Below are 26028 nucleotides of genomic sequence, written 5' to 3'. Positions count from 1 at the left end.
AAGAAGGCTGAATAAATGAAAGCAAATAATAAAAGAAAAGATTTTTGCATATTTGCATTACCGGGCATGTTTTGCTTTGTTGCAGTGGTAATTCTTCCATTTCTTTATGGTGTGTATTTAACACTTACAGACTGGAATGGTGTATCTGATGTAAAGAATTTTATTGGATTGGCAAACTTTGCAGGAGTTATGAAGGATACACAGTTCTGGAGTTCTCTGTTTCTCACCTTTAAATATGTAATTGCCGTAGTTATTCTTGTAAACGTGTTAGCTTTTGGTATTGCATATTTGCTTACAAGGGGGATTAAGGGGCAGAATTTTTTCCGCGCAGGATTTTTTACACCAAACCTTATTGGGGGAATTGTACTGGGATATATTTGGCAGTTTGTATTTTCCAGAGTTTTTGTAAATATCGGAGAGGTTACCGGATGGTCCTTTTTTGAAGTTTCCTGGCTGTCAGAGCCGAATAAAGCCTTTTTGGCACTGGTATTGGTATCTGTATGGCAGCTTTCCGGTTATATGATTTTGATTTATGTGGCAGGATTTATGGGATTAAGCGAAGATGTTATGGAAGCAGCCAGCATTGATGGGGCATCCGGCTGGGTGAAAATGAGAAAAATTATTATGCCATTAATGATGTCATCTGTGACAATCTGTCTGTTCTTAACATTATCAAGGGCATTTATGGTTTATGATGTAAACTTGTCTCTTACTGCAGGAGCGCCTTATGGAACAACAGAGATGGCAGCTATGCATGTATATGAAAAAGCATTTACATCAAGACAGTTTGGCGTTGGTCAGGCAGAAGCATTTATTCTATTTGTAATTGTGGCATGCATCAGTGGTTTGCAGGTATATATGACGAAGAAGAGGGAGGTTGAAGCATAATGAAAAAGAAGAAAAGCAATATTTTTTCTACAATAATTTTAATTGTGTTATTTGCAGCGTATATGTTTCCTTTTATCATGGTAGTTATCAATTCCCTGAAACAAAAGAGAGATATTATAAAAAGTCCGTTTTCATGGCTGTTTACCATAAAGGGATTGTCTTTTGATAACTTTGTAAAAGCTTTTACGCAGATGGACTTCCTCAATGCATTTAAAAATTCCCTGTTGGTAACAGCAAGCGCTACAGTGCTTGTAATTTTATTAGCAGCAATGCTGGCTTATTATATTGTGCGTCACAATAATAAAATTTCAAAGATTACATTTGCTTTAATGGTAGCATCTATGATTATTCCATTTCAGGCAATTATGATTCCTTTAGTCAGCATTTATGGTGGAACTTTAAATGTTTTAAATCACAGATTGACATTGATTTTCATGCATACCGGATTTTCCATGGCAATGTCTGTATTTATGTTCCATGGATTTATCAGAGGAAATATGCCGATGGCGTTGGAAGAAGCAGCATATATAGACGGATGTACTCATACGCAGACCTTTTTTAAGATTGTATTTCCGTTATTAAAACCTATTATTTCTACAATGGCAATTTTAAACGCACTGGCATTTTGGAATGACTTCCTACTGCCATCACTGGTGCTGACTGATAAAAAACTTTTGACACTTCCGCTTTCTACTTATAGTTTTTATGGTACTTATTCTGCAGATTACGGAACGATTATGGCAGGGCTTCTTCTTTGTGTTATTCCGATTTTAATTTTGTACGTAGTGCTTCAGAAACAGATTATCAGCGGTGTTGTAGCCGGAGCAGTGAAATAAGAAGGGAAATTGATTATGATTAAAGATACATTACATTTAAAATCGCCGGGAAACTGGATTAATGATCCAAATGGATTTATCTACTATAAAGGAAAATATCATTTATTTTATCAATATTTTCCATATTTGCCTGAATGGGGAACGATGCACTGGGGGCATGCAGTCAGTGAGGATCTTGTGCATTGGGAACATTTAGGGGTGGCGCTGTTTCCTACAAAGGAATACGATAAAAACGGAATATTTTCGGGGAGCGCCATAGAAAAAGACGGAAAATTGTATTTATATTATTCCGCTGTTAAATATCTGGAAACAGATGAGGAGGACATTCTTCGGGCAAAAGATGAGAAATTTGAAACAAGTCAGGCAATGATTATTTCTAAAGACGGATATTCCTTTGACAATATGAATAATAAGAAAAAAATTATACCTGTAATTCATGATGAGAATATTGCAGATGCCACGCATACAAGAGATCCTAAAGTATGGAAGTATAAAGACGGTTATTATATGATTTTGGGAAGTACCATTTCCAGAGAAAAGGGACGCATTCTTTTTTATAAAAGTCAGGATGCTGTGAATTGGGAATATGTATGCCAATATGAAAATGAGGATTTTGGAAGTGTATTAGAATGCCCTGATTTATTTGAAATAGACGGACAGTATATTCTGCAGGCTTCTCCTATGGATATTATGAAAGACGGCATGGAATACGCACATCAGTCCATTTGTGCGCCTGTATCCTTTACAGAGGAAGAATGCAGGATTTCTATGGATAAGGGGTATCAGTTCGTAGATTACGGCCTTGATTTATATGCTCCTCAGACAAATCTAGATAAAGAGGGAAATCGTGTTATGATTGCCTGGGCAAGAATGCCAAAACCAGTTAAGGAAAAGTCAGAGAGAAGTATTTGGAATGGGATGATGTGTATTCCGAGAATGATGGAGATAAAAGATGGGCATATTTACTTCAAAGTTCATCCTGAAATAAATGCTTATATGTCAAAAAAGGTAAACTCTATAGAAAATATAGACTTTACAAAGCCTTTCCGGTTAAAAACGCAGTTAAAAGAAGGAGAAATTTTAAATATTGGCGGTTATAAAATCTTTATAGAAGATGGATGTGTAAAGGCGGACAGAAGTCAGGTATTTAAAGGGATTGAAAATATCAGAAACATAAACAGTACACCGAAATTAGATGGTCCGTGTAAATTGGATATTTTCGTAGAACCTAATTTAATCGAAGTCTTTGTGAACGATGGAATATATGTATTAAGCAATGTTGTATATGATTTGCAGAAAAAGATAGAAGGTTCTATTGAGGAGCTATTTATAGAGGCAGAGGTTTAAAAAAGGGCTGTCGTTTTAAGTCATATCTCGAATATTTATATATTCTGAGATAATGTTTAAAGCGACAGCCTCTTTTGCTATGCGGAGGAGTTTACTTTTATAGATTAACCAAAGTATCTCTTTAAGAGACCTTCAAATGCTTTACCATGTCTAGCTTCATCTCTAGCCATTTCATGAACTGTGTCATGGATAGCGTCAAGGTTAGCAGCTTTTGCACGTTTCGCTAAATCAAATTTACCAGCTGTAGCGCCGTTTTCAGCTTCAACACGCATTTCCAGGTTTTTCTTTGTGCTGTCAGTAACAACTTCACCTAATAATTCAGCGAATTTAGCAGCATGTTCAGCTTCTTCCCAAGCAGCTTTTTCCCAGTATAAACCGATTTCAGGATATCCTTCTCTGTGAGCAACTCTAGCCATAGCTAAGTACATACCAACTTCAGAACATTCACCTTCGAAGTTTGCTCTTAAATCAGCTAAGATATCTTCGCTAACGCCTTTTGCAACACCTACAACGTGTTCAGCTGCCCAGCTTCTTTCTTCAGACTGTTCGATGAATTTTTCTGGTCCTACACCACAAACTGGACATTTTTCCGGAGCTGCATCGCCTTCATGAACATAACCACATACACTACATACAAATTTTTTCATAATAATAATCTCCTTTTCATTTAAAATAATTTTGCTATGAAATCTGGCTTCGCCAGGTTTTTTTAAAGTAATAACAGTAATGATTACTATTTTAATTTAACATACTTGACTATATTTGTCAACTACTTTTTGATAATTCTTTTTCGTTTAAGCAGTCATTGCACAACCCATAAAAAGTAGTTGTTTGATCTGTTATTTTTCCGTCAATATTAGCAGCAACTTTTTCTACCATACAGTCGAACTCGTTGTTTTCTATATCTTGTATACAATGACAATGTGTACAGATAAAATGACTGTGCGGTCGGGTATTGCAATCAAAGCGATCAGGACTGTTTCCGGTAGAAATCTTTGCAATTTCTCCAAGTTCTACTAAAAGTGACAGGTTACGGTACACAGTTCCCAGACTGATATTGGGAAATTCCCGTTTAATTTCAGCATATATCTGATCTGCGGTAGGGTGTTCTTTAGATTTTTGAACGTATTCCCGAATACATTCTCTTTGCCGGCTGTATTTCAAAGTAGCCATATATTCTCCTTTCTGCCAGAAAAACAACTGACGAATTAAATAATAGTAATTGTTATTGATATTATACTATCATACTTGATTGAAATAGTCAAGTATGATAGTATAAATGTTGGATTAAACAGTAATCATATTTATGACATGTTTAATCCAACATTTATTTGCTATGAGGAGGATTTATTTTTATAGATTAACCAAAGTATCTCTTTAAGAGACCTTCAAATGCTTTACCATGTCTAGCTTCATCTCTAGCCATTTCATGAACTGTGTCATGGATAGCGTCAAGGTTAGCAGCTTTTGCACGTTTCGCTAAATCAAATTTACCAGCTGTAGCGCCGTTTTCAGCTTCAACACGCATTTCCAGGTTTTTCTTTGTGCTGTCAGTAACAACTTCACCTAATAATTCAGCGAATTTAGCAGCATGTTCAGCTTCTTCCCAAGCAGCTTTTTCCCAGTATAAACCAATTTCAGGATATCCTTCTCTGTGAGCAACTCTAGCCATAGCTAAGTACATACCAACTTCAGAACATTCACCTTCGAAGTTTGCTCTTAAATCAGCTGCGATGTCTTCGCTGACGCCTTTTGCAACACCTACAACGTGTTCAGCTGCCCAGCTTTTTTCTTCAGACTGTTCGATGAATTTTTCTGGTCCTACACCACAAACCGGACATTTTTCCGGAGCTGCATCGCCTTCATGAACATAACCACATACACTACATACAAATTTTTTCATAATAATAATCTCCTTTTCATTTAAAATAATTTTCAGTTATCAAATCTGGCAGATACCAGTGTTAAAACAATAATAATAATGATTACTGTTTTAATATAATATACTTAACTAAAAATGTCAAGTATTTTTTGAAAATTATTTTTAAATAGTATTTGCAGAAATAAAAAACTTAAACTTACTCTTGATTTTTTTAAAATAAAGGTGTAGTATGTTAAATATCAATAAGTAGTAATTAAAACTACATATAAAAATAAACAATACTACAATATAGGAATTTAATATATAAAATATCATATAATATACTTATAGAAATGAAGGAGTGATTGGTATGAAACTGAAAATTAAAGACCCCGGAAGTGCAATAACTCATTTTATTGGTTGTATTATGGCTATTTTGGCAGCACTGCCATTGTTGCTGAAAGCTGCAAGAGAACCGGATTATATTCATATCATAGCTATGAGTATTTTCATATTGAGTATGATTTTATTGTATGCGGCAAGTACGATTTACCATACCGTAGACTCAACAGAGAAAGTAAACAGAAGACTTCGTAAATTGGATCACATGATGATCTTTATTTTAATTGCAGGCAGTTATACACCGGTTTGCTTAATTGTCCTTAAAGGAAAAACAGGATTATTGCTGTGTGCCGCTGTATGGATTACTGCAATTATCGGAATTATTGTAAAAGCATGTTGGATTACATGTCCGAAGTGGTTTTCTTCTGTAATATATATTGGAATGGGATGGCTGTGTGTATTTGCTTTTGTTCCTATTGTACATTCCCTTTCACCGGCCGGATTTGGCTGGCTTTTAGCTGGAGGAATTATTTATACAGTAGGTGGAATTATTTACGCACTTAAATTGCCGATTTTTAATGCACATCATAAAAATTTTGGCTCTCATGAAATTTTTCACCTTTTTGTCATGGGTGGAAGTATTTGTCATTTTATTGTAATGTATTTCTTTGTAATGCCTATTCCGGCATAAGATGTGTAAAAAGATAAGAAAATGTGGATAAAGCAGATTTGCAAGAGGTTCTTTGTGGATTTCAGCAAATCTGCTTTTATTTTATTTATATTGTACATGAAGAGTTTAAAAAAATACCATGTACAATGTTTCTTTTTTACAATAGAGTAAAAGAAAAAAGAATAGTTGGAGGGAAAAATGAGAAGAAAACAATTTATGGGTGTATTGATGGCTGTTCCTGTAGCAATTGCTTCAATGGGAACACCGGTATTGGCACGAGAAAATCAGAAGGGCGATGTTGTGCTTAAAGTAATTACAGGAGAACAGATTACGTGCAATGCGAATACCGGATAATGTAACTTTGGTATATTGGGATTATTATCATCATGAGCAGAAGGTTTATGATAAGAATATTCGCCTTCATAGAAAGTTGACTGACAAATTGTTGTTTGCAGGTGGGGGCTGGACTTGGAATGGCATTGCACCAAATTATAGAAAAGCCAGAGCAACGTTGAATGCAGGAATGTCGTCTTGTAAGAGCCAAGGAATAGATAAGGCAATTTGTACTTTTTGGTTCGATAACGGAACAGAAACACCGGTAAAAACAGCAGTCTATTCAATTATTTATTTTGCTTATCTTTGTTATCATCAGAACGTAAATTTAGAATTATTGGACAGATGGTTAGTTCAATTAACGGGATATGGTACAGCAGCTTACCAGCTTTTAGATGCATTTGATAGTCCCCAAGGTATTCTTGAGGAAAATAGGAATGCAGATAATCCATCAAAGTATATTTTGTATCAAGATGTGATGGGAGGACTATTTGATGGACAGATATCACAGTTGCAGTTAGGAGAGTATTATAAAGATTTACATAGACAATTAAGAGAATTACACAAAAAAGGCACCAAATATGATGAGGTGTTTTTATATTACGAAATTTTGGCAGATATACTTGCAAAAAAGGTTATGTTGGGTATTGATATGCGAAAAGCATATAAGGAAAAAGATAGAAAAAATATGGAGCTTTTAAAGGAAAAAATTGAAATTTGTGCATCAGAAATTCCTAAATTGAAGGAACAAAGAAGAAAGATTTGGTTTAATGAATGTAAGGTGTTTGGATTTGAAGTCCTTGATATTCGTATTGGAGGAGTTTGGGTTCGATTAAACAGTGCCGTGCAGAGAATAGAATTTTATCTGAATGGAGAAGTAGAAAGGTTGGAAGAATTGGAAGAGCCTATGCTTATTTATAATGAAGATAAAATAGATAAAAATCATAAATTATGTATGGAGAATTTTTGGCAAAATATAGTAAGTGCAGGGAATATTGCCGGCATATAGCAAACAGGAAAGGAAAAGAAATGGGAAAATTAATATTAAATGTAATTCACCGTCCGGAAATGGTGCCGGAATATGCGGAAAAGGTAACAGGACATGGGAAAGAGGAGGATATTTCAAGAAGTTCCCTGCTTACAGAAAGTCTGGACATTTTCAAGACGCAGCAGGAAATTGCCCATAAAAACGGACTTAAGACGACGATCCAGATGACCTATGCAAGTTTATTTAATGAGGAAGCAGTGGAAATTGCAAAGGAACACCATGAAAAATACGGAGATGAGATTGCCTTATCCTTGTTGGGACTGCCCTGTGAGGAATTCCGAAAGAAGTATAAAACAAAGGATTTCTGTATCTGGATGTTTTCTATGGAGGATAAAAAGGCGATTGTAAGAGATGTATTTGAAAAGTTTTATGAAAAATTTGGTTTTTATCCTCAGTCTACAGGCAGTTATTACATTGATGCAGAACTGATGAACTTTATCAAACAGGAATACCCTTCCATTAAATGTGCAGTAGCCACCTGCTGGGAAGAAGGTCCAAAGGCTTATCATACCTGTAACAATTCGTGGTATACCCTTTTTGACGGAGGCCCATGGAACCCATGGATACCATCTAAACAGAATATCCATGCACCGGCAGCTAATGAAGAGGAAGACTGTGGCGTTGTGGCAATTCCCCACTTGTCCAGAGACCTGTTGGCATGTTTTGATGGGAATGGTTCTAATTTTGGGACGCATCCACAAAATGTTCTGAGGGGGATGATTTATCAGGATGGGGAATACCCTTATTTATATAATCTGATTGACCAGTATCGCAGTCTGGAAAAATACAATCGGGGATATGCGTATAACATGATGTTTGTGGGACCGGGCTGGATGAATAAAATGGGAAGATGGGAAGCACCTTATGAGCTGCTTTTAAAGAGCTATGAAGATGGAATGGCCTATTATGGGAAATTGAAAAAAGAAGGGCTTCTGGAAGAGCAGACCATGAGTGAATTTGCAGATTATTACCGTTCCACACATACATATCAACAGCCAGAATGTGCCCTTTGGAAAGACATTTTATATGGTTCGGATAAGCAGTATTTCTGGTATGCAGATCCCTATATGCGTACCTGCCTGGACATGAACCAGGGAGGAGCCATGATAGACCTGCGCCCTTATGCAGCCAAGCTGGAATGGCCTGTAGGGATTGGAACAAAGCATGTGCAGGATGCCAGTTATCCGTTTTTAATCCAGGCGAATTACAGGGCCGGGTATTTTACCCATTATGCGGGAGAAGGAACTATTAAGAGTTTAAAGGTTTCTTATCAGGGAGAAGAAGTGGATTTATGCCTGTGCAGGACAAAGGCACATTATCAGGAAGAAGGTATCAGGCACCAGCTGATATTGGATCCGGTTAGCATTGAGTTCTCAGATCTGACGGTGGAAATCACCTCTACTTTTGTGTTTGAGGAGGGAAGTTCCAAGATTGAAATTATTCGTGAAATTACAGACAGCAGCAATCCAGATGTGTGTGTGGAACTGAATGAATATATGACAGCCTGTTATGGAACTACGGAATATCCGGAAGATATGAGTAAGATTGTACTTACAGTAAAGAATGAAGAAAAAACAGAAAAACTGAACTATGCTTATCTGTGCAGAGAAGCGGAGATTATAGATGCAAAGGAAGCATCTGCAGTTATACCGGAAATTCAGACAAGGGTAGGAGTGAGCTGTGAGGAAGAGGGCGTGAGAGGATATTATAGAGAAGGATATGCGTTTAGTCCAATGTTTACATTAGGTATGAAGAAAGAATTAAAGAAAGGGGAGAGATTAAGAACATGGCTCAGTCTGGAAAAGGAAAATTAAACTACCGTTGTCCTTCCTGTTTTATGAGGGATTTGGATATTGATATGTTTTATGACAAAGAGAAGGAAGAATATTACTGTCTGAGATGCTGTTATACAGGGACAGAGGAGGATGTAAAAGAGAAAAACCAGATGGCAAGATTTCGCTATCGAAATATGCTAAAGAGATATACAACATTTGAATAAAAAATAGTTAAATCAGAGCTGGGAGATAACAGCTCTGATTTAATATTCTGAAGTTAAATAAGACTGAAATGCTCCATTGCTTTGTAAATACCATCTTCTTCAACAGAAGCAGTAACGTAGGAACAGATTTCTTTAATAGATGGTGTTGCATTGCCCATAGCAATACTATTTGGAACAGCTTCAAGCATTGCTCTGTCGTTTTCACTGTCACCAAAAACGTAACAATCCTCTTTGGATTTACCCAGATATTCACAGAGAAAGTCAATTCCGCTTGCTTTTGAAAAACCTTTTTGAATGATTTCATACATATTATTAGAACGGTCAATACACTGGAAGTATTGAGATAAATAAGATTTTAATTCTTCATTTTCCGGTGTGGGTGGAAGTATTGCAAGGATTTTATCATAAGTAAGGGTATCACTGTGTAAAACATCTTCAATATTTTCACCTTTAATTTGGAAAATTTTTTCAGCAGCACGAATCCATTGCTCAGCGTTTGGAAGGGTATAATCAAAATAAACAGCATGGGATGCTTCATAAAGCACAGATACTTTATATTCTCGAAGTTTGTAAACAAGATTTTTGCAGAAGTCATTTGTAAGTTTACGAGAAAATAATTCTTTGTTATGAAGGAAAATATTTATTCCACAGCCACACACATAACCATCAAAATTCAAATCGGTTATTTTTTTAGGGAGGCTGCTTTTGGTTCTGCCTGTATTGATAAAGAGAAGATGTCCGTTGCTTCGGGCTCTTTCCAATGCGAGCTTTACACTGTCAGGCATAACGCCGGGACCTTCTGTGATGAGTGTGCCGTCTATATCAAAAAATAAAAGTTTTGATGTCATAGATCAAATATCCTTTCTGGTAGTAGAGTTAAAATTCTGTATTCTATGAGGTATTTTAGGACAGAATGGAAATATTGTAAAGTATTAATCGAGTTAAAAAGATTGATACAATTTAATTAAATGTATAAAAATCCTCCATTTACAGACACTATTTCCAGAAATGGAAATTTTAACAGATGGAGGAATTTTTTAATGAAAGCGACAGGAATTGTAAGAAGGATTGATGATCTAGGCAGAGTAGTAATTCCAAAAGAAATCAGAAGAACGTTAAGAATAAGAGAGAGTGACCCAATGGAAATTTTCACAGACCGGGAGGGGCAGATTATTTTAAAGAAATATTCTCCTATTGGCGAATTAAATACTTTTGCAAAAGAATATACAGAAGCGCTGGCGCAGGCAGCAGGCTGTATTGCCTGTATTGCTGACAAGGATCAGATTATTGCAGCATCAGGAAATGGCTGGAGGGAATATGAGCAGAAGACGATTAATCGAGAACTGGAAGAACTGATTTCAGATAGAAAAAATGTCTGTACTGCAGAAAAAAAAGAATTTATTAGAATTACAGAAGGAGACAAAATGGAATATGCTTCTCAGGTAGTATGGGTAATTACCTGTGCGGGAGATGCTGTTGGTGCGGTGATTATTTTGGAGAAAGAAGGCGGCCGTAAGTTTACAGATACAGAACCTAAGCTGGCACAGACAGCAGCAGGATTTTTGGGGAGACAGATGGAACAATAAAAACTGAAGCTGCCGCTTTAAGTGCATATCCTGAATATTTATACATTTTATGCTCGGTCTGTGCTCACTTTGAGCTTGTAATCTCAAAGTGTATAAATATTTGTGGATAATGTTTAAGGCGACAGCTGTATTTTTTTATTCAATAGAAGCCTGTCCGACTTTTTTCAAAAGATCTGATTTTATTTTATAAAGTTCATCAGATAAATCTACATAGACTTCCTGAGGATTGACAAAACGTCTTGTTTCATCCCATAAAGTATTTAACTCTTTGCGACAGATTTCCTGAATTTCCATTACAGAAGGAGAAGTATAAACACATTCTCCTTTCTGGAATACAGGAACAAGAAGTTCTCTTAAAATATAAGAACCTCCAGGAATTTTAGTTTTCTTCCATGTGGCAATAGGATCAAAGATAATCATATCTTCATCAGCATTAAATACTTCATTTTCCAGGCAAATTAAATCAGCACGTATTTTACCGGTATGTTTATCGTAAATTCGCTGGATTGTTTTATTTCCCGGATTTGTGATTTTTTCAATGTTTTCGGAAAGTTTAATTTTAGGTATAAAATCCTCATCATCTTTATTTTTAATTGCGGCCAGCTTGTAAACACCTCCAAATGCGGGATTATCATTGCAGGTAATCAGATTTGTTCCTACTCCCCAGGAATTAATCTTTGCACCTTGAGCTTTTAAGCTTTCGATTAAATATTCATCAAGGTCACTGGAAGCGGAAATAATTGCATCTTCAAAACCAGCGTCAGCCAGCATTTTATAAGCTTGTTTGGAAAGGTAAGCCAAATCACCACTGTCAATACGAATTCCATATCCTTTTAAATCAATACCTGCTTCTCTCATCTCCTTAAAGACACGAATGGCATTGGGAACACCGGAATTTAAAACATCATAGGTATCAACCAGAAGAATGCAGGCATTTGGATAAAGTTCGGCATATGTTTTAAATGCAGTATATTCATCAGGAAAACTCATAATCCAACTGTGAGCATGAGTACCTTTTACAGGAACCTGAAACATCTGTCCTGTAAGAACATTAGAAGTTCCAATACAGCCACCAATAACAGCTGCTCTTGCACCATAAAGTCCTGCATCAGGTCCCTGAGCACGGCGAAGTCCAAATTCCATAATACCGTCACCTTTTGCTGCGTAAACAACACGGGAAGCTTTTGTAGCAATTAAACTTTGGTGGTTTAACAGATTTAAAACGGCAGTTTCAATTAACTGAGCTTCCATAACAGGCGCAATTACTTTTAAGAGAGGTTCTCTTGGGAAAACAACAGTTCCCTCAGGAATAGCATAAATATCACCTGTGAAATGAAAACCTCTTAAATATTCCAGAAAGTCTGTATCAAAAATTTTCAGACTTTTTAAATAATCAATATCATCAGGGGAAAAATGGAGATCACGAACATATTCAATAATCTGTTCCAGCCCTGCTGCAATGGCATATCCGCCACCACAGGGATTTTTCCTGTAAAAGGCATCAAAAACAACGATTTGGTCTGTGGGATTTTTAAAATATCCCTGCATCATAGTTAATTCGTATAAATCAGTCAATAATGTCAGATTTAAAGCTCTCATATCATAGTGCTCCTTTTGCATTTAGTGCAAACATTATACCACTTTTGTAAAAGAATTAAAAGGTTTGAGTTAGCTTCATTCCATGATATTCTTCCAGTGTAAGTCCTGTAAGAGAAAGATAGAGAGAAAGGGTTTTGCCTACAAATCGTATGTGCCAAGGCTCAAAGGGATAACCTGTAATATGTTCCTTTCGTTTGGGATAACGGAGAATAAACCCGTGGATTGGAGCATGCGTCTTTAACCATTTTCCTTCTGTTGTATCAGAAAAAGACTCTTCCAGTTCAAAATCTAAGGAAGGAGAGGAAACATCAAGAGCAAGCCCGCTTTGGTGTTCGCTGGTTCCAGGGGCAGCTACGGCTGTGCTGTTTCTTTTTAAGGCATTTTCGTATAATTGTTTTTGACTTAAGTAAGAGCGATATCCGGAAACTCCTGTAAGGCAGATATTATCCAGAGAAGCTTGAGCGAAAAGAGCTTCTGCAGCAGAAGCGGCAACACAATCCAGTTGTCTGCGTTCGTAGTTGGCAGAAGGAGAAAAAGGAATTTGTGCAGTTGTAAGACTCTCCGGTACATAATCAAATGCCAGAGGAGAAGAAGGATTAATAAGTTGTGTATAGTAGAACATAGGTAAGCACCTGCCTTTTTATAATAAGTATAAGATATGTGGTTATATAGGAAAATAGAACTAAAATTAAAAAATGCTCTTTAGTATGATAAGATAAAAGAGAAAAAGTGAGAAAGTTGCATAAAAAAAGAGGGATTAAAAAGGCTGAAACAGAAAAAATAATTTTGAGTATATTACTACGTTGAAGTGCGAAAAGTCAAAAGGGAGAAGTGTTATTGGGCATATTGATGAATGAAACAGAAAGTGCTATCATACGCATTGTAAAAGATAAATATATTTTAATTGAAAAGGAAAAGAGGCAATCACTATGGCAGCAAATGCAAACGTAGTAAATAAGAAAAAAAGTTTTAAGGAAAGATTTCATGATTATATGATGGGAATGTCAAAAATTGTACCATTTGGTTTAAATGATAAGGAAGATAAGTATTACCACAGCATTTTTAATTATGATAAATAAGAGATAAAAACAAGGGAAGATAGGGCTGAAAAGTTTCTGTCTTCTTTTTTTGTGCATTAATATGAATAGTAAGAAAAGAGCAATTAAGGTATAATTTTTTGTTGTCGTACCCAATCTGGCAACAGAAAGGGGGTGGCATTTGGATATATATAACTTTTTAGTTACCGCCATTATAGCATATACATTTTTTAGAAGCAATATACTGGCAATATAAAAAGATAATAAAAATACACAAAAATCCATAGAATTCAGCCTGTGCTTTTTTGGGAACAATGTCAATGGATTTTCATGTTTCTCCATGCTAAAATATCTGCAGTGGTAAGCTATTCAATATCATATACCGCATCATTTCAGGCTTATTCCATTACCTATATTACTATAGTTGTTAGGAGGTACAGTATGAACGATACGAAGATTGATGCAATGTTTGAAATATTGCAAACCATTACAAAAGATATCACTGATATGAAAAAAGACATGACTGACATGAAGAAAGATATGATCGACATGAAAAAGGATATCCAAGGATTAAAAGAAGAAACAAAGGATATAAGGCTTCATATCGAAAATGTAACAGACAAAAATATATCTTTACTGGCAGATAGTCATTGCAAGCTATTTCAACGATTGAATGAAAGTAATCAATCATTAAGTAATCAGCTAGCATATCAGATTAAAGTAAATTATTTGATTTCTGACATGGAAAAAATGAAGCAAGAAGTGGCAGAAATTAAAAAACATATTTTATAATTCAAAGAAGGTGTAAAGTCATTAGATATTCTAATGGTTTTACACCTTTTTTACGTTTATTTCTCAAAACCATGATAGTTCGTATCTTTTCTTTCCGTTAAACTAAAGCACAGATTGCTGAAACAGGAAGGAGAAACAGGATGTCAGAAATCACATTGAAAAATGTTTCAAAAATATATGAAAACGAGCAGTATGCAGTCAGGAATGTTAATCTGGAAATTCAAGATAAAGAATTTGTAATCTTAGTAGGTCCATCCGGGTGCGGGAAGTCAACGACTCTTCGCATGATAGCGGGACTTGAGGAAATTTCAGATGGAGAGCTTTATATAGACGGAGAATTTAGTAATTATTGTGAACCGAAAGACAGGGATATGTCCATGGTTTTCCAGAATTATGCTCTGTATCCCAATATGACGGTTTACGGAAATCTGGCTTATGCGTTGAAAATCAGAAAAATACCCAAAGATGAAATTAAAAAAAGAGTTCATGAAGTAGCAAAAATCCTGGAAATCGAGCATTTATTGGACAGAAAACCCAGCGCACTCTCAGGAGGACAGAAACAGAGAGTTGCTATGGGAAGTGCAATCATCCGAAAACCCAAGGTTTTTCTAATGGATGAACCTCTGTCTAATCTGGATGCCAAGCTTCGCACACAGATGCGAATTGAGCTGGCAAAGCTACATAGAAATCTGGAAACTACCATTATTTATGTTACACATGATCAGACAGAGGCAATGACATTGGGAACAAAAATAGTGGTAATGAAGGATGGCTTTGTACAGCAGGTTGCTCCTCCAGCAGAGATTTATAATAATCCGGCGAATTTATTTGTAGCCGGTTTCATCGGAGCGCCGTCCATGAATTTTTTTGATGCATGGGTATCTGTTGAAGATGGAAGAACACTTCTTTATCTGGGTGGAAATGAGCTTGGAAAGAAAATCTATCTGGATGGAGAAAAGGGAGAAATTCTGCAACGAGAAAAAAATGGCGAAAAGGTAATTCTGGGAATTCGTCCGGAAGATATTTATGAGTATGAAGAAGCGAAACAAAGAGGTTTTGAGAAAAACAGTGTGGGTTTAGAAGAAACAGTAATTGCCAGAGAGCTTTTAGGCGCGGAAGTTGTTTTATATTTTCAGGCACAGGGAAGAAATCAGGCAGTGCGTTTAAAACCGGAGAATGAAACAAAACGAGGAGAAAGTATCAGCTTCTATTTTGACACAGAAAAGCTTTATGCCTTTGACATAGACACACAGCAAAATTTATTTTATAAGGAGGGTTTTATTCATGCATAAAAAGAAAAAAGGCAGTTTGGCTCCTTATGGATATTTGCTGCCGTGTATGTTGGTTTTTGCAGTATTTTTGTTTTATCCCTTTTTTAAAACAATCTATTTGAGTTTTTACAAAACTGACAAGATGGGGCAGGCAAAGCTCTTTGTGGGAGTGGATAATTATACAGAATTGTTAAGTTCTCCATCTTTTCTGAACAGCTTGAAAGTAACCTTGATTTTTGTAGGGATTGTTGTGGTAGGAAGTATGCTTTTAGGCTTAATCACCGCAGTGTTGTGTAATAAAGCATTTCCGGGAATTCGTTTTTTCAGTACGGCTTATGCGTTGCCAATGGCGATTGCATCAAGTTCCGCAGCTCTTATCTTTAAGCTGATGCTTCATCCTTCCGTGGGAATTGTAAATAAGCTTCTGGGGCTTGATATTAACTGGTTAAGTAATCCGGAAACAGCGCTGTACTGTGTGGCAATCCTCACAGCATGGTTAAACAGCGGAATAAACTTTCTATACTTTTCCGCAGGACTTGGGAATATTGACAATACCATTTATGAAAGAGCTTCTGTAGACGGAGCAAGCGGTGTACAGCAATTTTTTCATCTTACATTGCCGGGGCTGTCTCCAATTATGTTTTATACATTAGTAGTAAATATTATTCAGGCATTCCAGTCTTTTGGGCAGATTAAAATCCTCACTGAAGGAGGACCAAATGAAACCACAAATGTAATTGTATATTCCATTTATCGGGATGCTTTCTTTAATTATCGTTTCGGAAGTGCAGCAGCACAGTCCGTAGTCTTATTCTTTATTGTAATGCTCATTACACTGGTAATGTTCCGCATAGAAAAGAAAGGGGGAAAACCATGATAAATACAAAGGCTTTGCGAAAAAGAAGAATAAATACAGGAATACGGGTTTTGATTAATGTGATTACCGCCATTATCGTGTTAATTCCCCTTTTGTATGCGGTTAGCATTGCATTTATGCCATCCGGGGAACTCTTTACTATGGATTTGAATTTATTTCCGAAAAATCCGACTATTGAAAATTTTAAACAGGCATTTGCAAGCGTGCCCTTGCTTCGTTTTATTGTGAATTCGTTTATCATGGCAGCCTGTATTACCCTGGGACAGATTATTACCTGCTCCCTGGCTGCCTTTGCCTTCTCCTTTTTAGAATTTAAAGGAAAAGGTGTGTTATTTATGGTTGTTATGGCTACGATGATGGTCCCGGGAGAAGCAACAATTATTTCCAACTATCTTACAGTAAGCCAGCTGGGTATGTTAGACACATATTCTGTATTAATTGTACCTTACTTGACATCGGCAATGGGAATTTTCCTGTTCCGGCAGTTTTATAGCACATTTCCTATCTCTTTGTATGAGTCTGCAAAGCTGGATGGGTGCAGCAACTTGAAGTTTATTGTGAGAATTTTGATACCTCTTACAAAATCAGCAATCGGAGCAATGGGTGTTTATACCTTTATTAATGCATGGAATATGTATATGTGGCCGCTGCTGGTAACAGGTTCTGATGAAATGAGAACCGTACAAATCGGTATCAGTATGCTGGACAGTGTAGACTCTCAGTCAATTACACTTATGATTGCAGGTGTGGTAATGGTAATTATTCCTTCAATATCTATATTTATTGTGGGACAGAAACAGCTTATTCGAGGAATGTTTGCAGGAGCAGTAAAAGGCTGACAAAGAAAGGAAAAAAGAATGAAGAAAAAATTAATTTCAGTGATTTTAGCAGGAACAATGATCATGGGGACTCTGGCAGGATGCGGAGGAAACAAAACTACAGAAACAGGAAATAAAACAGAAGATAAGACAGAAGATACCAAACAAACAGAAGATACAGAAGAATTTTCTATGGCAGATGCTTCTGAGATAGATGGCACAGAAATTTCTTTCTGGCATTCTATGGGAGGGGTTAATGGACAGGCCATTGATACATTGGTACAGAAATTTAACGATGAAAACGAATATGGAATTACAGTAAAGGCTCAGTATCAGGGAGAATATGACGACTCTTTGAATAAACTCAAAAGCGCTCAGATTGGAAATATGGGAGCAGATTTAGTACAGGTATATGAAATCGGAAGCAGATTTATGATTGAATCAGGCTGGATTACACCTATGCAGGAAATGATTGATGCGGACAACTATGATGTGTCTCAGATTGAGCCAAATCTGGCAGCATATTATACTATTGATGACCAGCTGTACTCTATGCCTTTCAACTCTTCTACACCGATTATGTACTATAATAAGGAAATGTTTGAAAAGGCAGGCATTACGGAAATTCCAGACAGTCTGGAAGGAATTGAGGCTATTGGCGATAAACTTTTAAATGAAGGCGGCGCAGGACAGGTTATGTCTCTAGGCATTTATGGTTGGTTCTTTGAACAGTTTATCGGAAAACAGGGGCTGGAATATGCCAACAATGGAAACGGAAGAACAGAGGCTGCTACAGCAGTTGCTTTTGATGAAAATGGTGCCGCAGAAAACATTTTGACTGCATGGAAATCCCTCTATGACAAAGGATATGCACCAAATGTAGGAAAAGGCGGAGATGCAGGTCTGGCAGACTTTTCTGCAGGGAAATCAGCTATTACACTGGGTTCTACAGCTTCTTTAAAACAGATTTTGCAGGACGTAAACGGAAAATTTGAAGTAGGTACTGCATACTTCCCTAAAGTAAAATCCACAGATGAAGGAGGAGTTTCTATTGGCGGGGCATCTTTATGGGCATTAAACAACAATGATCCTAAGAAAACAAGAGCAACATGGGAATTTGTAAAATTCCTCATTTCTCCGGAGTCACAGGCATACTGGAATGCACAGACTGGATATTTCCCTGTGACAACAGCAGCTCAGGAAGAACCGGTGTTTAAAGAAAATGTAGAAAAATATCCGCAGTTCCAGACAGCGATTGACCAGCTCCATGACTCTTCACCGGAATATGTAGGTGCATTATTAAGCGTATTCCCGGAAGCGAGAGCAACAGTAGAATCAGAAATTGAAAACCTGCTTAACGGAAATACAGATGTAAAAACAACAGTAAAAAATATGGCAGATGCGATTAATAAATCCATTGAAGAATATAATCTTGTAAATGAATAATTGAGGTGAAAGAGCATGACAGAAATATTTGCTCACAGAGGCGCCAGCGGATATGCCCCGGAAAACACACTGGAGGCTTTCCGACTGGCAATGGAACAAGGGGCAGATGGTATGGAGTTAGATGTACACCTTACCAAAGACGGAGAAGTAGTGGTTATCCATGATGAAACTCTTGACAGAACCAGCAACGGACACGGTAATGTAAGAGACTATACATTGGAGGAACTGAAAAAATTCTCTTTTCACAATCACATGGAAAAATATCAGGGAGTTCAAATACCTACATTAAAAGAAGCTCTGAATTTGGTAAAGAACTCCCGCATAAAGGTAAATATCGAATTAAAAACAGGTATTTACTGGTATGAAGGAATTGAAGAAAAAACCATGGATATTGTAAAAACAATGGGTATGGAGGACAGGGTAATTTACTCGTCCTTCAACCACTATAGCATTCAGAAAGTCTTAGAACAGAATAGCGATGCAGAAACTGCATACTTATTCAGTGATGTTCCGTTGAATATGGAAAAATATGCAAAAGACACAGGTGTAAAAGGACTGCATCCGGCAGTTTACCACCTGAAAATGGCGGATTTTCTGGAAACATATATGAAAAGTGGGTTAAAGGTACGTGTGTGGACTGTAAATAATAAAGAAGATATGAAGATGTTTATAGATGCAGGAGTAGATGCGATAATTACGAATTATCCTAAGGTATCTGTGGAATTGAGAGAAAATTTTTGAAGTTCAGCGTATAACTTTTGATTTTCTCCTTATTAAGATAAAAGGGTATGGAATTAACCATACCCTGCTCTGGATATCCAGAGAAACCTTGTCGGTCAAATTATTTTTTTCTACTGGTCTTGTCGACCAAAAATATTATGAAATATCTTATCTATAGTATACATGAATTGAAAAGAAAGTCTATTGGGAAATTTGTACAAATTTTGGAGAGAAGTTAGTTGACGAACCCTTACAAACTGTGCATAATAGATTTTAACTGACAAGACAGTTGGAATGACAGTTAGAGGGAGAAAAGGATATGAAAGAATTTCTAAAAAGAAAAAACATTATTTTTTCAGCGAAAAGATATGGTATCGATGCTTTAAGTGCTATGGCACAGGGGCTATTTGCTTCTTTGCTGATTGGTACGATTATCAGTACGCTGGGAGAGCAGCTTGGCATTGATATTCTGGTAACGGTGGGAACTTATGCAAAAGGAGCTACAGGTGCAGCCATGGCAATTTCCATCGGTTATGCTCTGCAGTGTCCGCCATTGGTACTGTTTTCATTGGCAGCAGTAGGAATGGCAGCCAATGAGCTGGGAGGGGCAGGCGGTCCTCTGGCAGTGTTGGTGGTAACAATCTTTGCGGCAGAGTTTGGGAAATTAGTATCTAAAGAAACGAAAATTGATATTATTGTCACACCATTTACAACAATTGCTGTAGGTGTACTTTTATCCTTGTGGTGGGCGCCGGCAATTGGCTATGCTGCAAGCAGTGTAGGAAATGCTATTATGTGGGCAACAGAGCTTCAGCCATTCTTTATGGGAATTTTAGTATCAGTAATCGTAGGAATTGCCCTGACACTTCCAATCAGCAGTGCGGCAATCTGTGCGGCTCTTTCCCTTACTGGTCTGGCAGGTGGCGCGGCAGTGGCCGGATGTTGTGCACAGATGGTAGGATTTGCAGTGATGAGTTTCCGTGAAAATAAGTGGGGCGGACTTTTTGCTCAGGGAATTGGAACATCTATGCTGCAGATGGGGAATATTGTGAAAAATCCAAAAATCTGGCTTCCGCCGACTCTGGCATCTGCAATTACAGGACCATTGGCAACTTGTCTGTTTCACATGGAGATGAATGGAGCAGCAGTGGCATCCGGTATGGGAACCTGCGGTTTTGTAGGCCAGATTGGCGTGTATACAGGATGGGTAAATGATATTGCAAGCGGTGCAAAAGCAGCCATTACACCTATGGACTGGATTGGAATGGTACTGATTTGCTTTATTCTTCCGGCAGTGCTTACATGGCTCATTGCAATTCCATTTAGAAAACATGGATGGATTAAAGAAAATGATTTGAAACTGGATTTATAAAAAATGAAGATGGTATTATGACAAAAAAATTACGTCATAATATCATCTTTTTTCATATTTGTAAAAAATAACTAAAAAACACAAAAAAATGTATAAAATTTAGAAACAAAAAAAGGGGGATTTTGTTGAAAAGAAGGGAAAATGATGCTACAATATTATAAGTATAGTAGAATTATTAACTATATAGGTCACCAAGACAAAATACTAACGAAATAATAGGCCTCAAGGTTGTCGGTGTCCGATTTGCAGGAATACCGGCTTTTTTATTTCAGAGGAAATTACGTCCTAAGAAATAAAAAATGCTCCACAAGGACTATTCTGCGGATGACAGGCAGATGTTGAGGCTAGAAATAATTACCCCCCTCCCTTAAAAGTCATAGTTGTTAGTACGCTATACCCAATTTTTAGGGGGGGGGGTAGTTGCGCAATGAGGTAGAGAGATATGAAAAGAATTGACTTACACTGCCACGTACTTCCGGGGGTGGACGATGGAGCAGCAGATATGGAAGAAAGTCTGCGTATGCTGAAATCTGCCGCCAAGCAAGGGGTATATGCGGTTGTTGCCACTTCTCATTATTCCAGACAGTTTCGCAATGAAGACCCGGAACGTTTCAGAATATTGAGAGAAGAATTGCAAAGAAAAGCCCGAACAGAAATAGGAGAAGATTTTACTATTTATGCAGGGCAGGAAGTTTTCTACACAGAAGACGTAGTAGAAAAACTGAATGAAAAGAAACTTCTTACATTAAATGGAAGCTCCTATGTATTGACTGAGTTTCATCCTTCTATGCCATATTCTATGTTCATTAACGGTGTGCGGGAACTGACTATGGCACAGTACACTCCGATTATTGCTCATTTCGAGAGGTACTCGGCGCTGAGAGAAAAAGGACGTGTAGAGGAACTGATCCAGGCAGGCGCTCTGATGCAGATGAACTATAAGCCCATTGGAGGCAAATGGTACGAGGAAACAACCAGATGGTGCAGAAAGATGCTGAAGGAAGGAAATGTTCATTTTCTCGGAAGTGACATGCACAACATGAGAACGAGAAAGCCGGAACTTATGGAAGCTTCACGCTGGATGGAAAAACATCTGGATAATGAATATATGAAGGATATCTCCTATGCAAATGCAGAGAGAATTCTGGCGAATAAAATTTTATAAAGAAAAGGATTGAGATGATGGAAAATACGCGCGAAGATGAATTAGAAATTGATTTAAAACAGATTTTTTATGTCTTAAAAGAAAAAATATTAGTGATTATAGCCATGGGCTTATTGGTTGCATGCCTTAGCTGCGTTGTGACAAAACTTTTTATTACTCCCACGTATACATCAACTTCCAGTATGCTTTTGCTGATGGAAAACGGACTTGAAACAGCGTCTGACGTACAGATGGGAACACAGCTGACAAAAGACTACAGCGTACTGATTACAAGCCGTCCGGTTTTAGATGAAACAGTGAAAAATTTAGACCTGGACATGACTTATGAAGAATTAAAAGAAAAAATTTCTGTGGAAAATCCGGAAGGAACACGTATTTTAAATATTACAGTAGAAGATTCAGAGCCTAAGATGGCACAGAAGATTGTAAATGAAGTTGCAAATATAGCTTCTCAGTTTATTGGGGACAAGATGGAAGTAAAGGCGCCAAAGATTATTGATGAAGGTCAGCTTCCAATTCATAAATCCAGTCCAAATATGAAGAAGAACGCAGCACTAGGGTTACTCTTAGGGCTGTTTGTCAGCGCCGGTGCATTTGTAGTAATCGCTATTATGGATGACACTATTAAAACAGAGGAAGATGTAGAGAAGTATCTTGGACTTTCAACATTGACTAGTGTGCCGGATAGAAAAGACTATATTAATGAAAAGAAACATGGAAAAAAGAAAAAAAGTAAGAAGGGGAGAAAATAATGGAACAGAAAGTCGTAATGACAGATATCAGAAAAAAGGATTATTTTTACGAAGAAGCAATTAAAACCCTTCGTACCAATATTCAGTTTACAGGTAAAAATGTAAAAACAATTATGTTTACCAGTTGCTTCCCAAATGAGGGAAAAAGTGATGTGACATTCCAATTATGTCAGGAAATCGGAAACATGGGCAAGAGAGTACTTCTCATTGATGCGGATATTCGTAGATCTGCTTATGTGAGCAGATATCGTATTAAACAGAAAGTCAATGGTTTGTCTCAATATTTAAGCGGACAGCTGGCAAAGGAATTTCTGATTTATCAGACAAACTTTCTCAACGTAGATATTATCTTTGCAGGGCCGATGGCGCCTAATCCTTCTGAACTTTTAGAAGAATCGGCATTCCATGAGTTACTTACAGAGATCAGAGAATATTATGACTATATTATTATTGATACACCGCCGGTAGGAAGTGTTATTGATGCGGCTATTATCGCAAAGGAAAGTGATGGAGCTGTACTGGTAATTGAAAGCGAGCGTGTCAGCTATAAGGTGGCGCAGAAAGTGAAAGAACAGATGGAAAAGACGGGCTGTAAGCTTTTAGGTGTGGTGTTAAATAAAGTAAATATTGAGAAAAACAAATATTACGGTAAATACGATTATTATTACAGCAGTGATAGTAAAAAAAGATAAAAAGGCAGAGAGAGAAAAATGAGAAGAAAGAAAAAAACCTCATGGGCGTGGAACTTTTTGCTGGTCCTGATATGCGGAGCTCTGGCAGTGGCTCTGGCAGGCTTTATAGTCTGGGATTCTAAGACAGAAGCGGCGAAAAGTGAAAAGCTGGTGCAGGAAGTAAAAAATGAAAAAGAAAATGTAAAAAAAGAAGATACAGAAGAAAAGAAAGACAAGAAGGAAGAAACACCAGAAGAAGTGAAAGAAGAGAAACCGGAAGAACCTCAGATGCCTGCGGGAATTTCCTTCTGGGGAGATGAGTTTTTTACAGCAGAGAATGAACTGCAGTATTCCTCAAGAGTAAAGCTGGAAGAGAAACTAAAAGCAGAAGGATATACACTGGAGTATGCCAATAAAACACTGGCAGGTGCAGGTACTTTATCTGTGATGAAAATGGCAGGGGTGCCACAGGCTGATTTGGATAAATACATTGAAAAGCACAAAGCAAGTGCGGGAGGCACAACCCCTCCGGTGACAGAAACAGGCATTCGTGATTTAACAGCAGAAGAAATGGATCGTTTTGATAAAGATTATATCCCTGTTATTACTATGGGATATTATGGTGGATGGAACAAAGATCCAAATGAACTGGCAGAACAGCAGCAGAAAGTTCTGGATACTTTCGGAGCGAATAAAGATAAATTCATTGTTGTCGGTGTGAGACCAATGGATGGCAGTGTAGATATACCGGAATATGAAAGAGTAATGAAAGAAACATGGGGAGAACATTACATCAGCACTATTGATATCTGTACTGTGACAACAACAACGGCAGACGGACAGACACAGGTTGCAGATGCACTTTATGATAAGTTGTTAGAATTGGGTTATATTGTAAAATAAAAGAAACTAGAAGAAGCAAGAGGTGGGAGCATGTATAGAAAGAATGCCAACAGTTGGTTAAAACATTGGGACTTTATATTATTAGAAAGATGCTTATGTTATTGCGGGGACAATCATAAGTTGACATATATACTACAAAGAAATGTGAGGGGAAAGAGAGAAATCTATGTATAGAAAAGATTCAGAAGGATGGTTGAAACATGCAGACTTTATAATCTTAGATATGATTTGTTTGCAGTTGGCATATGTTCTGGCATATGCAATTAGCGGATATGGGTTCAATCCATACGAAACTATTATTTATCGTAATATGGCTGTATTTTTTATGCTGGCAGATTTAATTGTGATTTTCGCATATGGCACAATGAAAAGCGTATTAAAGAGGGGCTATTATCGGGAATTTGTAGTGGCATTAAATCATTCGGTTATGGTTGGTGCATTAGCAATTTTATATTTGTTTTTGATTCAGCAAGGACAACAGTTTTCAAGACTAACATTAATTCTTACAGTTGTTATTTATCTTATCGTTACATATTTAGTCAGGGAGTTTTGGAAGAGTGTTCTGCGTAAAAAAATGAAAGACGGAGGAGAACGTAAGTTACTTATTATTACTTCTGAAGATGTGGCTGAACAAGTAGTTGAAAATATGAAAAAAAATAATTACGCAAGATATACTTTAGCGGGTATTGCTGTTATTGATACTGACTGGACTGGGAAAAATATTCATGGAGTTCCAGTAGTCGCTAATGAAGAAACAGCACCTATGTATGTGTGCCAGGAATGGATAGATGAGGTACTAATTGTTATTTCAGAAGTATTACCATATCCAGCAGAGTTAATTGATAAAATAACGGAAACTGGTGTAACAGTACATTTAAATCTTGCAAAGATTACAAATGTGCCAGGTAAAAAACAGTTTGTAGAAAAGGTTGGAAATTATACGGTATTAACTACAAGTATTAATTATGCATCAACTAGACAATTAATGTTGAAGCGTTTGATGGATATAGCGGGCGGCTTGGTTGGATGTATTCTAACAGGGATTATTTGTATTTTTGTCGGTCCAGCAATATATCTTGCTTCACCAGGACCAATTTTCTTTGCCCAGGAACGAGTTGGGAAGAATGGAAAGAAATTCAAGATGTATAAATTCCGAAGTATGTATATGGATGCTGAAGAACGTAAAGCAGAGCTTATGAAAGATAACAAACTTGGGGATGGAAAAATGTTTAAACTTGACTTTGATCCTCGTGTTATCGGAAATAAAATTCTTCCTGATGGAACACATAAAACTGGTATTGGTGATTTTATTAGAAGGACAAGTTTGGATGAGTTCCCGCAGTTCTTTAATGTGTTGAAAGGAGACATGTCGATCATTGGGACTAGACCTCCCCTGATTTCTGAAACTTCTTTGTATGAGCTTCATCACAGAGCACGGCTAGCTATTAAGCCAGGAATTACTGGGATGTGGCAGGTGAGTGGTCGAAGTGATATTACCGATTTTGAAGAAGTAGTAAGGCTTGATAAAGAATATATTGAAAATTGGAATATCGGAATGGATATAAAGATTTTATTAAAAACAGTGCTAGTAGTATTTAAAAAAGATGGCTCAATGTAATCTTAATTTGCAGCTTATTATGCGGGGATAATGAGCTGCAAAAAGATATAAATAGATAAGTTATAAATAAAAAAACA

28 protein-coding genes are annotated in these 26028 nt (G+C 37.0%); 22 read left to right on the top strand and 6 right to left on the bottom strand.

Annotation, left to right across the window (positions count from 1 at the left end):
• The first annotated feature begins 15 nt into the window (after positions 1-15).
• From BQ7352_RS14105 to BQ7352_RS14095, 3 genes are read left to right on the top strand one after another with little or no spacing between them, the layout of a single operon-like run.
• Positions 16-888 (top strand): carbohydrate ABC transporter permease, encoded by an 873-nt coding sequence (locus BQ7352_RS14105; protein WP_072449797.1) that lies wholly within the window; start codon positions 16-18, stop codon positions 886-888.
• Positions 888-1724: a carbohydrate ABC transporter permease gene (locus BQ7352_RS14100; RefSeq protein WP_072449796.1), complete on the top strand. Its 837-nt coding sequence runs from the start codon at positions 888-890 to the stop codon at positions 1722-1724. The genes BQ7352_RS14105 and BQ7352_RS14100 overlap by 1 nt, the downstream gene beginning before the upstream one ends.
• 15 nt (positions 1725-1739) lie before the next feature.
• Positions 1740-3071, top strand: coding sequence for a glycoside hydrolase family 32 protein (locus tag BQ7352_RS14095; RefSeq protein ID WP_072449795.1), 1332 nt, complete (start codon positions 1740-1742; stop codon positions 3069-3071).
• A 104-nt stretch (positions 3072-3175) separates the two neighbouring features.
• Here BQ7352_RS14095 and BQ7352_RS14090 read toward each other — a convergent pair whose 3' ends face one another.
• The 3 genes from BQ7352_RS14090 to BQ7352_RS14080 all read right to left on the bottom strand — a co-directional run bounded on the left by BQ7352_RS14090 (position 3176) and on the right by BQ7352_RS14080 (position 4974).
• Positions 3176-3718, bottom strand: coding sequence for an NADH peroxidase (locus tag BQ7352_RS14090; protein WP_072449794.1), 543 nt, complete (start codon positions 3716-3718; stop codon positions 3176-3178).
• Between the two features lie 118 nt (positions 3719-3836).
• Entirely contained in the window at positions 3837-4244 is a 408-nt protein-coding gene (locus tag BQ7352_RS14085) for a Fur family transcriptional regulator (protein ID WP_072449793.1), read from the bottom strand.
• Positions 4245-4431: 187 nt separating this feature from the next.
• Complete coding sequence (locus BQ7352_RS14080; protein ID WP_072449792.1) at positions 4432-4974, bottom strand: NADH peroxidase; 543 nt, start codon at positions 4972-4974, stop codon at positions 4432-4434.
• Positions 4975-5302: 328 nt separating this feature from the next.
• Between BQ7352_RS14080 and trhA the strand changes: the two genes are divergently transcribed.
• The 5 genes from trhA to BQ7352_RS14060 all read left to right on the top strand — a co-directional run bounded on the left by trhA (position 5303) and on the right by BQ7352_RS14060 (position 9324).
• On the top strand, positions 5303-5965 hold the full coding sequence (gene trhA / locus BQ7352_RS14075; RefSeq protein ID WP_072449791.1) for a PAQR family membrane homeostasis protein TrhA: 663 nt from the start codon (positions 5303-5305) through the stop codon (positions 5963-5965).
• 177 nt (positions 5966-6142) lie between these two features.
• Positions 6143-6298, top strand: a complete 156-nt coding sequence (locus BQ7352_RS14570) for a hypothetical protein (protein WP_159430651.1) — start codon at positions 6143-6145, stop codon at positions 6296-6298.
• Positions 6282-7286 (top strand): hypothetical protein, encoded by a 1005-nt coding sequence (locus BQ7352_RS14070; protein ID WP_072449790.1) that lies wholly within the window; start codon positions 6282-6284, stop codon positions 7284-7286. The genes BQ7352_RS14570 and BQ7352_RS14070 overlap by 17 nt, the downstream gene beginning before the upstream one ends.
• Positions 7287-7306: 20 nt before the next feature.
• Positions 7307-9139, top strand: a complete 1833-nt coding sequence (locus BQ7352_RS14065) for a hypothetical protein (RefSeq protein WP_072449789.1) — start codon at positions 7307-7309, stop codon at positions 9137-9139.
• The gene (locus BQ7352_RS14060) at positions 9112-9324 is read left to right on the top strand and encodes a hypothetical protein (RefSeq protein ID WP_072449788.1); all 213 of its coding nucleotides are present in this window, start codon (positions 9112-9114) and stop codon (positions 9322-9324) included. The genes BQ7352_RS14065 and BQ7352_RS14060 overlap by 28 nt, the downstream gene beginning before the upstream one ends.
• A gap of 53 nt (positions 9325-9377) precedes the next feature.
• On the opposite strand, the gene BQ7352_RS14055 is transcribed toward BQ7352_RS14060, so the two are convergent.
• Positions 9378-10172 carry a Cof-type HAD-IIB family hydrolase gene (locus BQ7352_RS14055; protein ID WP_072449787.1) on the bottom strand — a complete coding sequence of 265 codons (795 nt, stop codon included), beginning with the start codon at positions 10170-10172 and terminating at the stop codon, positions 9378-9380.
• Between the two features lie 192 nt (positions 10173-10364).
• Between BQ7352_RS14055 and spoVT the strand changes: the two genes are divergently transcribed.
• Positions 10365-10910, top strand: a complete 546-nt coding sequence (gene spoVT, locus BQ7352_RS14050) for a stage V sporulation protein T (RefSeq protein WP_072449786.1) — start codon at positions 10365-10367, stop codon at positions 10908-10910.
• A 135-nt stretch (positions 10911-11045) separates the two neighbouring features.
• Here the strand turns inward: spoVT and BQ7352_RS14045 are convergent, their stop codons facing one another.
• Positions 11046-12509: a nicotinate phosphoribosyltransferase gene (locus BQ7352_RS14045; RefSeq protein ID WP_072449785.1), complete on the bottom strand. Its 1464-nt coding sequence runs from the start codon at positions 12507-12509 to the stop codon at positions 11046-11048.
• Positions 12510-12564: 55 nt separating this feature from the next.
• Positions 12565-13131, bottom strand: a complete 567-nt coding sequence (locus BQ7352_RS14040; RefSeq protein ID WP_072449784.1) for a M15 family metallopeptidase — start codon at positions 13129-13131, stop codon at positions 12565-12567.
• Positions 13132-13438: 307 nt separating this feature from the next.
• Between BQ7352_RS14040 and BQ7352_RS14035 the strand changes: the two genes are divergently transcribed.
• The 13 genes from BQ7352_RS14035 to BQ7352_RS13975 all read left to right on the top strand — a co-directional run bounded on the left by BQ7352_RS14035 (position 13439) and on the right by BQ7352_RS13975 (position 25951).
• The gene (locus BQ7352_RS14035) at positions 13439-13588 is read left to right on the top strand and encodes a glutamyl-tRNA amidotransferase (protein WP_072449783.1); all 150 of its coding nucleotides are present in this window, start codon (positions 13439-13441) and stop codon (positions 13586-13588) included.
• Between the two features lie 399 nt (positions 13589-13987).
• Complete coding sequence (locus tag BQ7352_RS14030) at positions 13988-14338, top strand: hypothetical protein (protein ID WP_072449782.1); 351 nt, start codon at positions 13988-13990, stop codon at positions 14336-14338.
• 140 nt (positions 14339-14478) lie between these two features.
• Positions 14479-15630, top strand: coding sequence for an ABC transporter ATP-binding protein (locus BQ7352_RS14025; protein WP_072449781.1), 1152 nt, complete (start codon positions 14479-14481; stop codon positions 15628-15630).
• Positions 15623-16486: a carbohydrate ABC transporter permease gene (locus BQ7352_RS14020; protein ID WP_072449780.1), complete on the top strand. Its 864-nt coding sequence runs from the start codon at positions 15623-15625 to the stop codon at positions 16484-16486. Before BQ7352_RS14025 ends, BQ7352_RS14020 begins: the two co-directional genes overlap by 8 nt.
• Entirely contained in the window at positions 16483-17325 is an 843-nt protein-coding gene (locus tag BQ7352_RS14015; protein ID WP_072449779.1) for a carbohydrate ABC transporter permease, read from the top strand. Before BQ7352_RS14020 ends, BQ7352_RS14015 begins: the two co-directional genes overlap by 4 nt.
• Positions 17326-17343: 18 nt before the next feature.
• A complete protein-coding gene (locus tag BQ7352_RS14010; protein WP_072449778.1) occupies positions 17344-18750 on the top strand; it encodes an ABC transporter substrate-binding protein in 1407 nt (468 codons plus the stop codon).
• A 15-nt stretch (positions 18751-18765) separates the two neighbouring features.
• Positions 18766-19491: a glycerophosphodiester phosphodiesterase gene (locus tag BQ7352_RS14005; protein WP_072449777.1), complete on the top strand. Its 726-nt coding sequence runs from the start codon at positions 18766-18768 to the stop codon at positions 19489-19491.
• A gap of 298 nt (positions 19492-19789) precedes the next feature.
• A complete protein-coding gene (locus tag BQ7352_RS14000) occupies positions 19790-20842 on the top strand; it encodes a PTS sugar transporter subunit IIC (RefSeq protein WP_072449776.1) in 1053 nt (350 codons plus the stop codon).
• Between the two features lie 442 nt (positions 20843-21284).
• Positions 21285-22007: a CpsB/CapC family capsule biosynthesis tyrosine phosphatase gene (locus tag BQ7352_RS13995; protein WP_072449775.1), complete on the top strand. Its 723-nt coding sequence runs from the start codon at positions 21285-21287 to the stop codon at positions 22005-22007.
• 14 nt (positions 22008-22021) lie between these two features.
• Complete coding sequence (locus tag BQ7352_RS13990) at positions 22022-22759, top strand: YveK family protein (RefSeq protein WP_072449774.1); 738 nt, start codon at positions 22022-22024, stop codon at positions 22757-22759.
• Positions 22759-23451, top strand: a complete 693-nt coding sequence (locus BQ7352_RS13985; protein WP_200791388.1) for a CpsD/CapB family tyrosine-protein kinase — start codon at positions 22759-22761, stop codon at positions 23449-23451. The genes BQ7352_RS13990 and BQ7352_RS13985 overlap by 1 nt, the downstream gene beginning before the upstream one ends.
• Positions 23452-23469: 18 nt before the next feature.
• Positions 23470-24333 carry a hypothetical protein gene (locus BQ7352_RS13980; RefSeq protein WP_072449772.1) on the top strand — a complete coding sequence of 288 codons (864 nt, stop codon included), beginning with the start codon at positions 23470-23472 and terminating at the stop codon, positions 24331-24333.
• A gap of 166 nt (positions 24334-24499) precedes the next feature.
• The gene (locus tag BQ7352_RS13975; protein WP_072449771.1) at positions 24500-25951 is read left to right on the top strand and encodes a sugar transferase; all 1452 of its coding nucleotides are present in this window, start codon (positions 24500-24502) and stop codon (positions 25949-25951) included.
• Positions 25952-26028 lie beyond the last annotated feature (77 nt).

The organism is Blautia sp. Marseille-P3201T (assembly GCF_900120295.1).
In the GTDB taxonomy this organism is placed as follows: Bacteria; Bacillota; Clostridia; order Lachnospirales; family Lachnospiraceae; genus Blautia.
This window is presented reverse-complemented; position numbering and strand designations above follow the sequence as displayed.

What these genes read in the sequence shown, in the direction of transcription:
- BQ7352_RS14045 (WP_072449785.1), bottom strand. Translation starts at nt 12,509, where the DNA reads ATGAGAGCTTTAAATCTGACATTATTGACTGATTTATACGAATTAACT.
- BQ7352_RS14570 (WP_159430651.1), top strand. Translation starts at nt 6,143, where the DNA reads ATGAGAAGAAAACAATTTATGGGTGTATTGATGGCTGTTCCTGTAGCA.
- BQ7352_RS14040 (WP_072449784.1), bottom strand. Translation starts at nt 13,131, where the DNA reads ATGTTCTACTATACACAACTTATTAATCCTTCTTCTCCTCTGGCATTT.
- trhA (WP_072449791.1), top strand. Translation starts at nt 5,303, where the DNA reads ATGAAACTGAAAATTAAAGACCCCGGAAGTGCAATAACTCATTTTATT.
- BQ7352_RS13995 (WP_072449775.1), top strand. Translation starts at nt 21,285, where the DNA reads ATGAAAAGAATTGACTTACACTGCCACGTACTTCCGGGGGTGGACGAT.
- BQ7352_RS14055 (WP_072449787.1), bottom strand. Translation starts at nt 10,172, where the DNA reads ATGACATCAAAACTTTTATTTTTTGATATAGACGGCACACTCATCACA.
- BQ7352_RS14100 (WP_072449796.1), top strand. Translation starts at nt 888, where the DNA reads ATGAAAAAGAAGAAAAGCAATATTTTTTCTACAATAATTTTAATTGTG.
- BQ7352_RS14005 (WP_072449777.1), top strand. Translation starts at nt 18,766, where the DNA reads ATGACAGAAATATTTGCTCACAGAGGCGCCAGCGGATATGCCCCGGAA.
- BQ7352_RS14060 (WP_072449788.1), top strand. Translation starts at nt 9,112, where the DNA reads ATGGCTCAGTCTGGAAAAGGAAAATTAAACTACCGTTGTCCTTCCTGT.
- BQ7352_RS14035 (WP_072449783.1), top strand. Translation starts at nt 13,439, where the DNA reads ATGGCAGCAAATGCAAACGTAGTAAATAAGAAAAAAAGTTTTAAGGAA.
- BQ7352_RS14025 (WP_072449781.1), top strand. Translation starts at nt 14,479, where the DNA reads ATGTCAGAAATCACATTGAAAAATGTTTCAAAAATATATGAAAACGAG.
- BQ7352_RS14030 (WP_072449782.1), top strand. Translation starts at nt 13,988, where the DNA reads ATGAACGATACGAAGATTGATGCAATGTTTGAAATATTGCAAACCATT.
- BQ7352_RS14000 (WP_072449776.1), top strand. Translation starts at nt 19,790, where the DNA reads ATGAAAGAATTTCTAAAAAGAAAAAACATTATTTTTTCAGCGAAAAGA.
- BQ7352_RS13990 (WP_072449774.1), top strand. Translation starts at nt 22,022, where the DNA reads ATGATGGAAAATACGCGCGAAGATGAATTAGAAATTGATTTAAAACAG.
- BQ7352_RS14010 (WP_072449778.1), top strand. Translation starts at nt 17,344, where the DNA reads ATGAAGAAAAAATTAATTTCAGTGATTTTAGCAGGAACAATGATCATG.
- BQ7352_RS14070 (WP_072449790.1), top strand. Translation starts at nt 6,282, where the DNA reads ATGCGAATACCGGATAATGTAACTTTGGTATATTGGGATTATTATCAT.
- BQ7352_RS14095 (WP_072449795.1), top strand. Translation starts at nt 1,740, where the DNA reads ATGATTAAAGATACATTACATTTAAAATCGCCGGGAAACTGGATTAAT.
- BQ7352_RS14090 (WP_072449794.1), bottom strand. Translation starts at nt 3,718, where the DNA reads ATGAAAAAATTTGTATGTAGTGTATGTGGTTATGTTCATGAAGGCGAT.
- BQ7352_RS13985 (WP_200791388.1), top strand. Translation starts at nt 22,759, where the DNA reads ATGGAACAGAAAGTCGTAATGACAGATATCAGAAAAAAGGATTATTTT.
- BQ7352_RS14085 (WP_072449793.1), bottom strand. Translation starts at nt 4,244, where the DNA reads ATGGCTACTTTGAAATACAGCCGGCAAAGAGAATGTATTCGGGAATAC.
- BQ7352_RS14015 (WP_072449779.1), top strand. Translation starts at nt 16,483, where the DNA reads ATGATAAATACAAAGGCTTTGCGAAAAAGAAGAATAAATACAGGAATA.
- BQ7352_RS14020 (WP_072449780.1), top strand. Translation starts at nt 15,623, where the DNA reads ATGCATAAAAAGAAAAAAGGCAGTTTGGCTCCTTATGGATATTTGCTG.
- BQ7352_RS14065 (WP_072449789.1), top strand. Translation starts at nt 7,307, where the DNA reads ATGGGAAAATTAATATTAAATGTAATTCACCGTCCGGAAATGGTGCCG.
- BQ7352_RS14080 (WP_072449792.1), bottom strand. Translation starts at nt 4,974, where the DNA reads ATGAAAAAATTTGTATGTAGTGTATGTGGTTATGTTCATGAAGGCGAT.
- BQ7352_RS13980 (WP_072449772.1), top strand. Translation starts at nt 23,470, where the DNA reads ATGAGAAGAAAGAAAAAAACCTCATGGGCGTGGAACTTTTTGCTGGTC.
- BQ7352_RS14105 (WP_072449797.1), top strand. Translation starts at nt 16, where the DNA reads ATGAAAGCAAATAATAAAAGAAAAGATTTTTGCATATTTGCATTACCG.
- BQ7352_RS13975 (WP_072449771.1), top strand. Translation starts at nt 24,500, where the DNA reads ATGTATAGAAAAGATTCAGAAGGATGGTTGAAACATGCAGACTTTATA.
- spoVT (WP_072449786.1), top strand. Translation starts at nt 10,365, where the DNA reads ATGAAAGCGACAGGAATTGTAAGAAGGATTGATGATCTAGGCAGAGTA.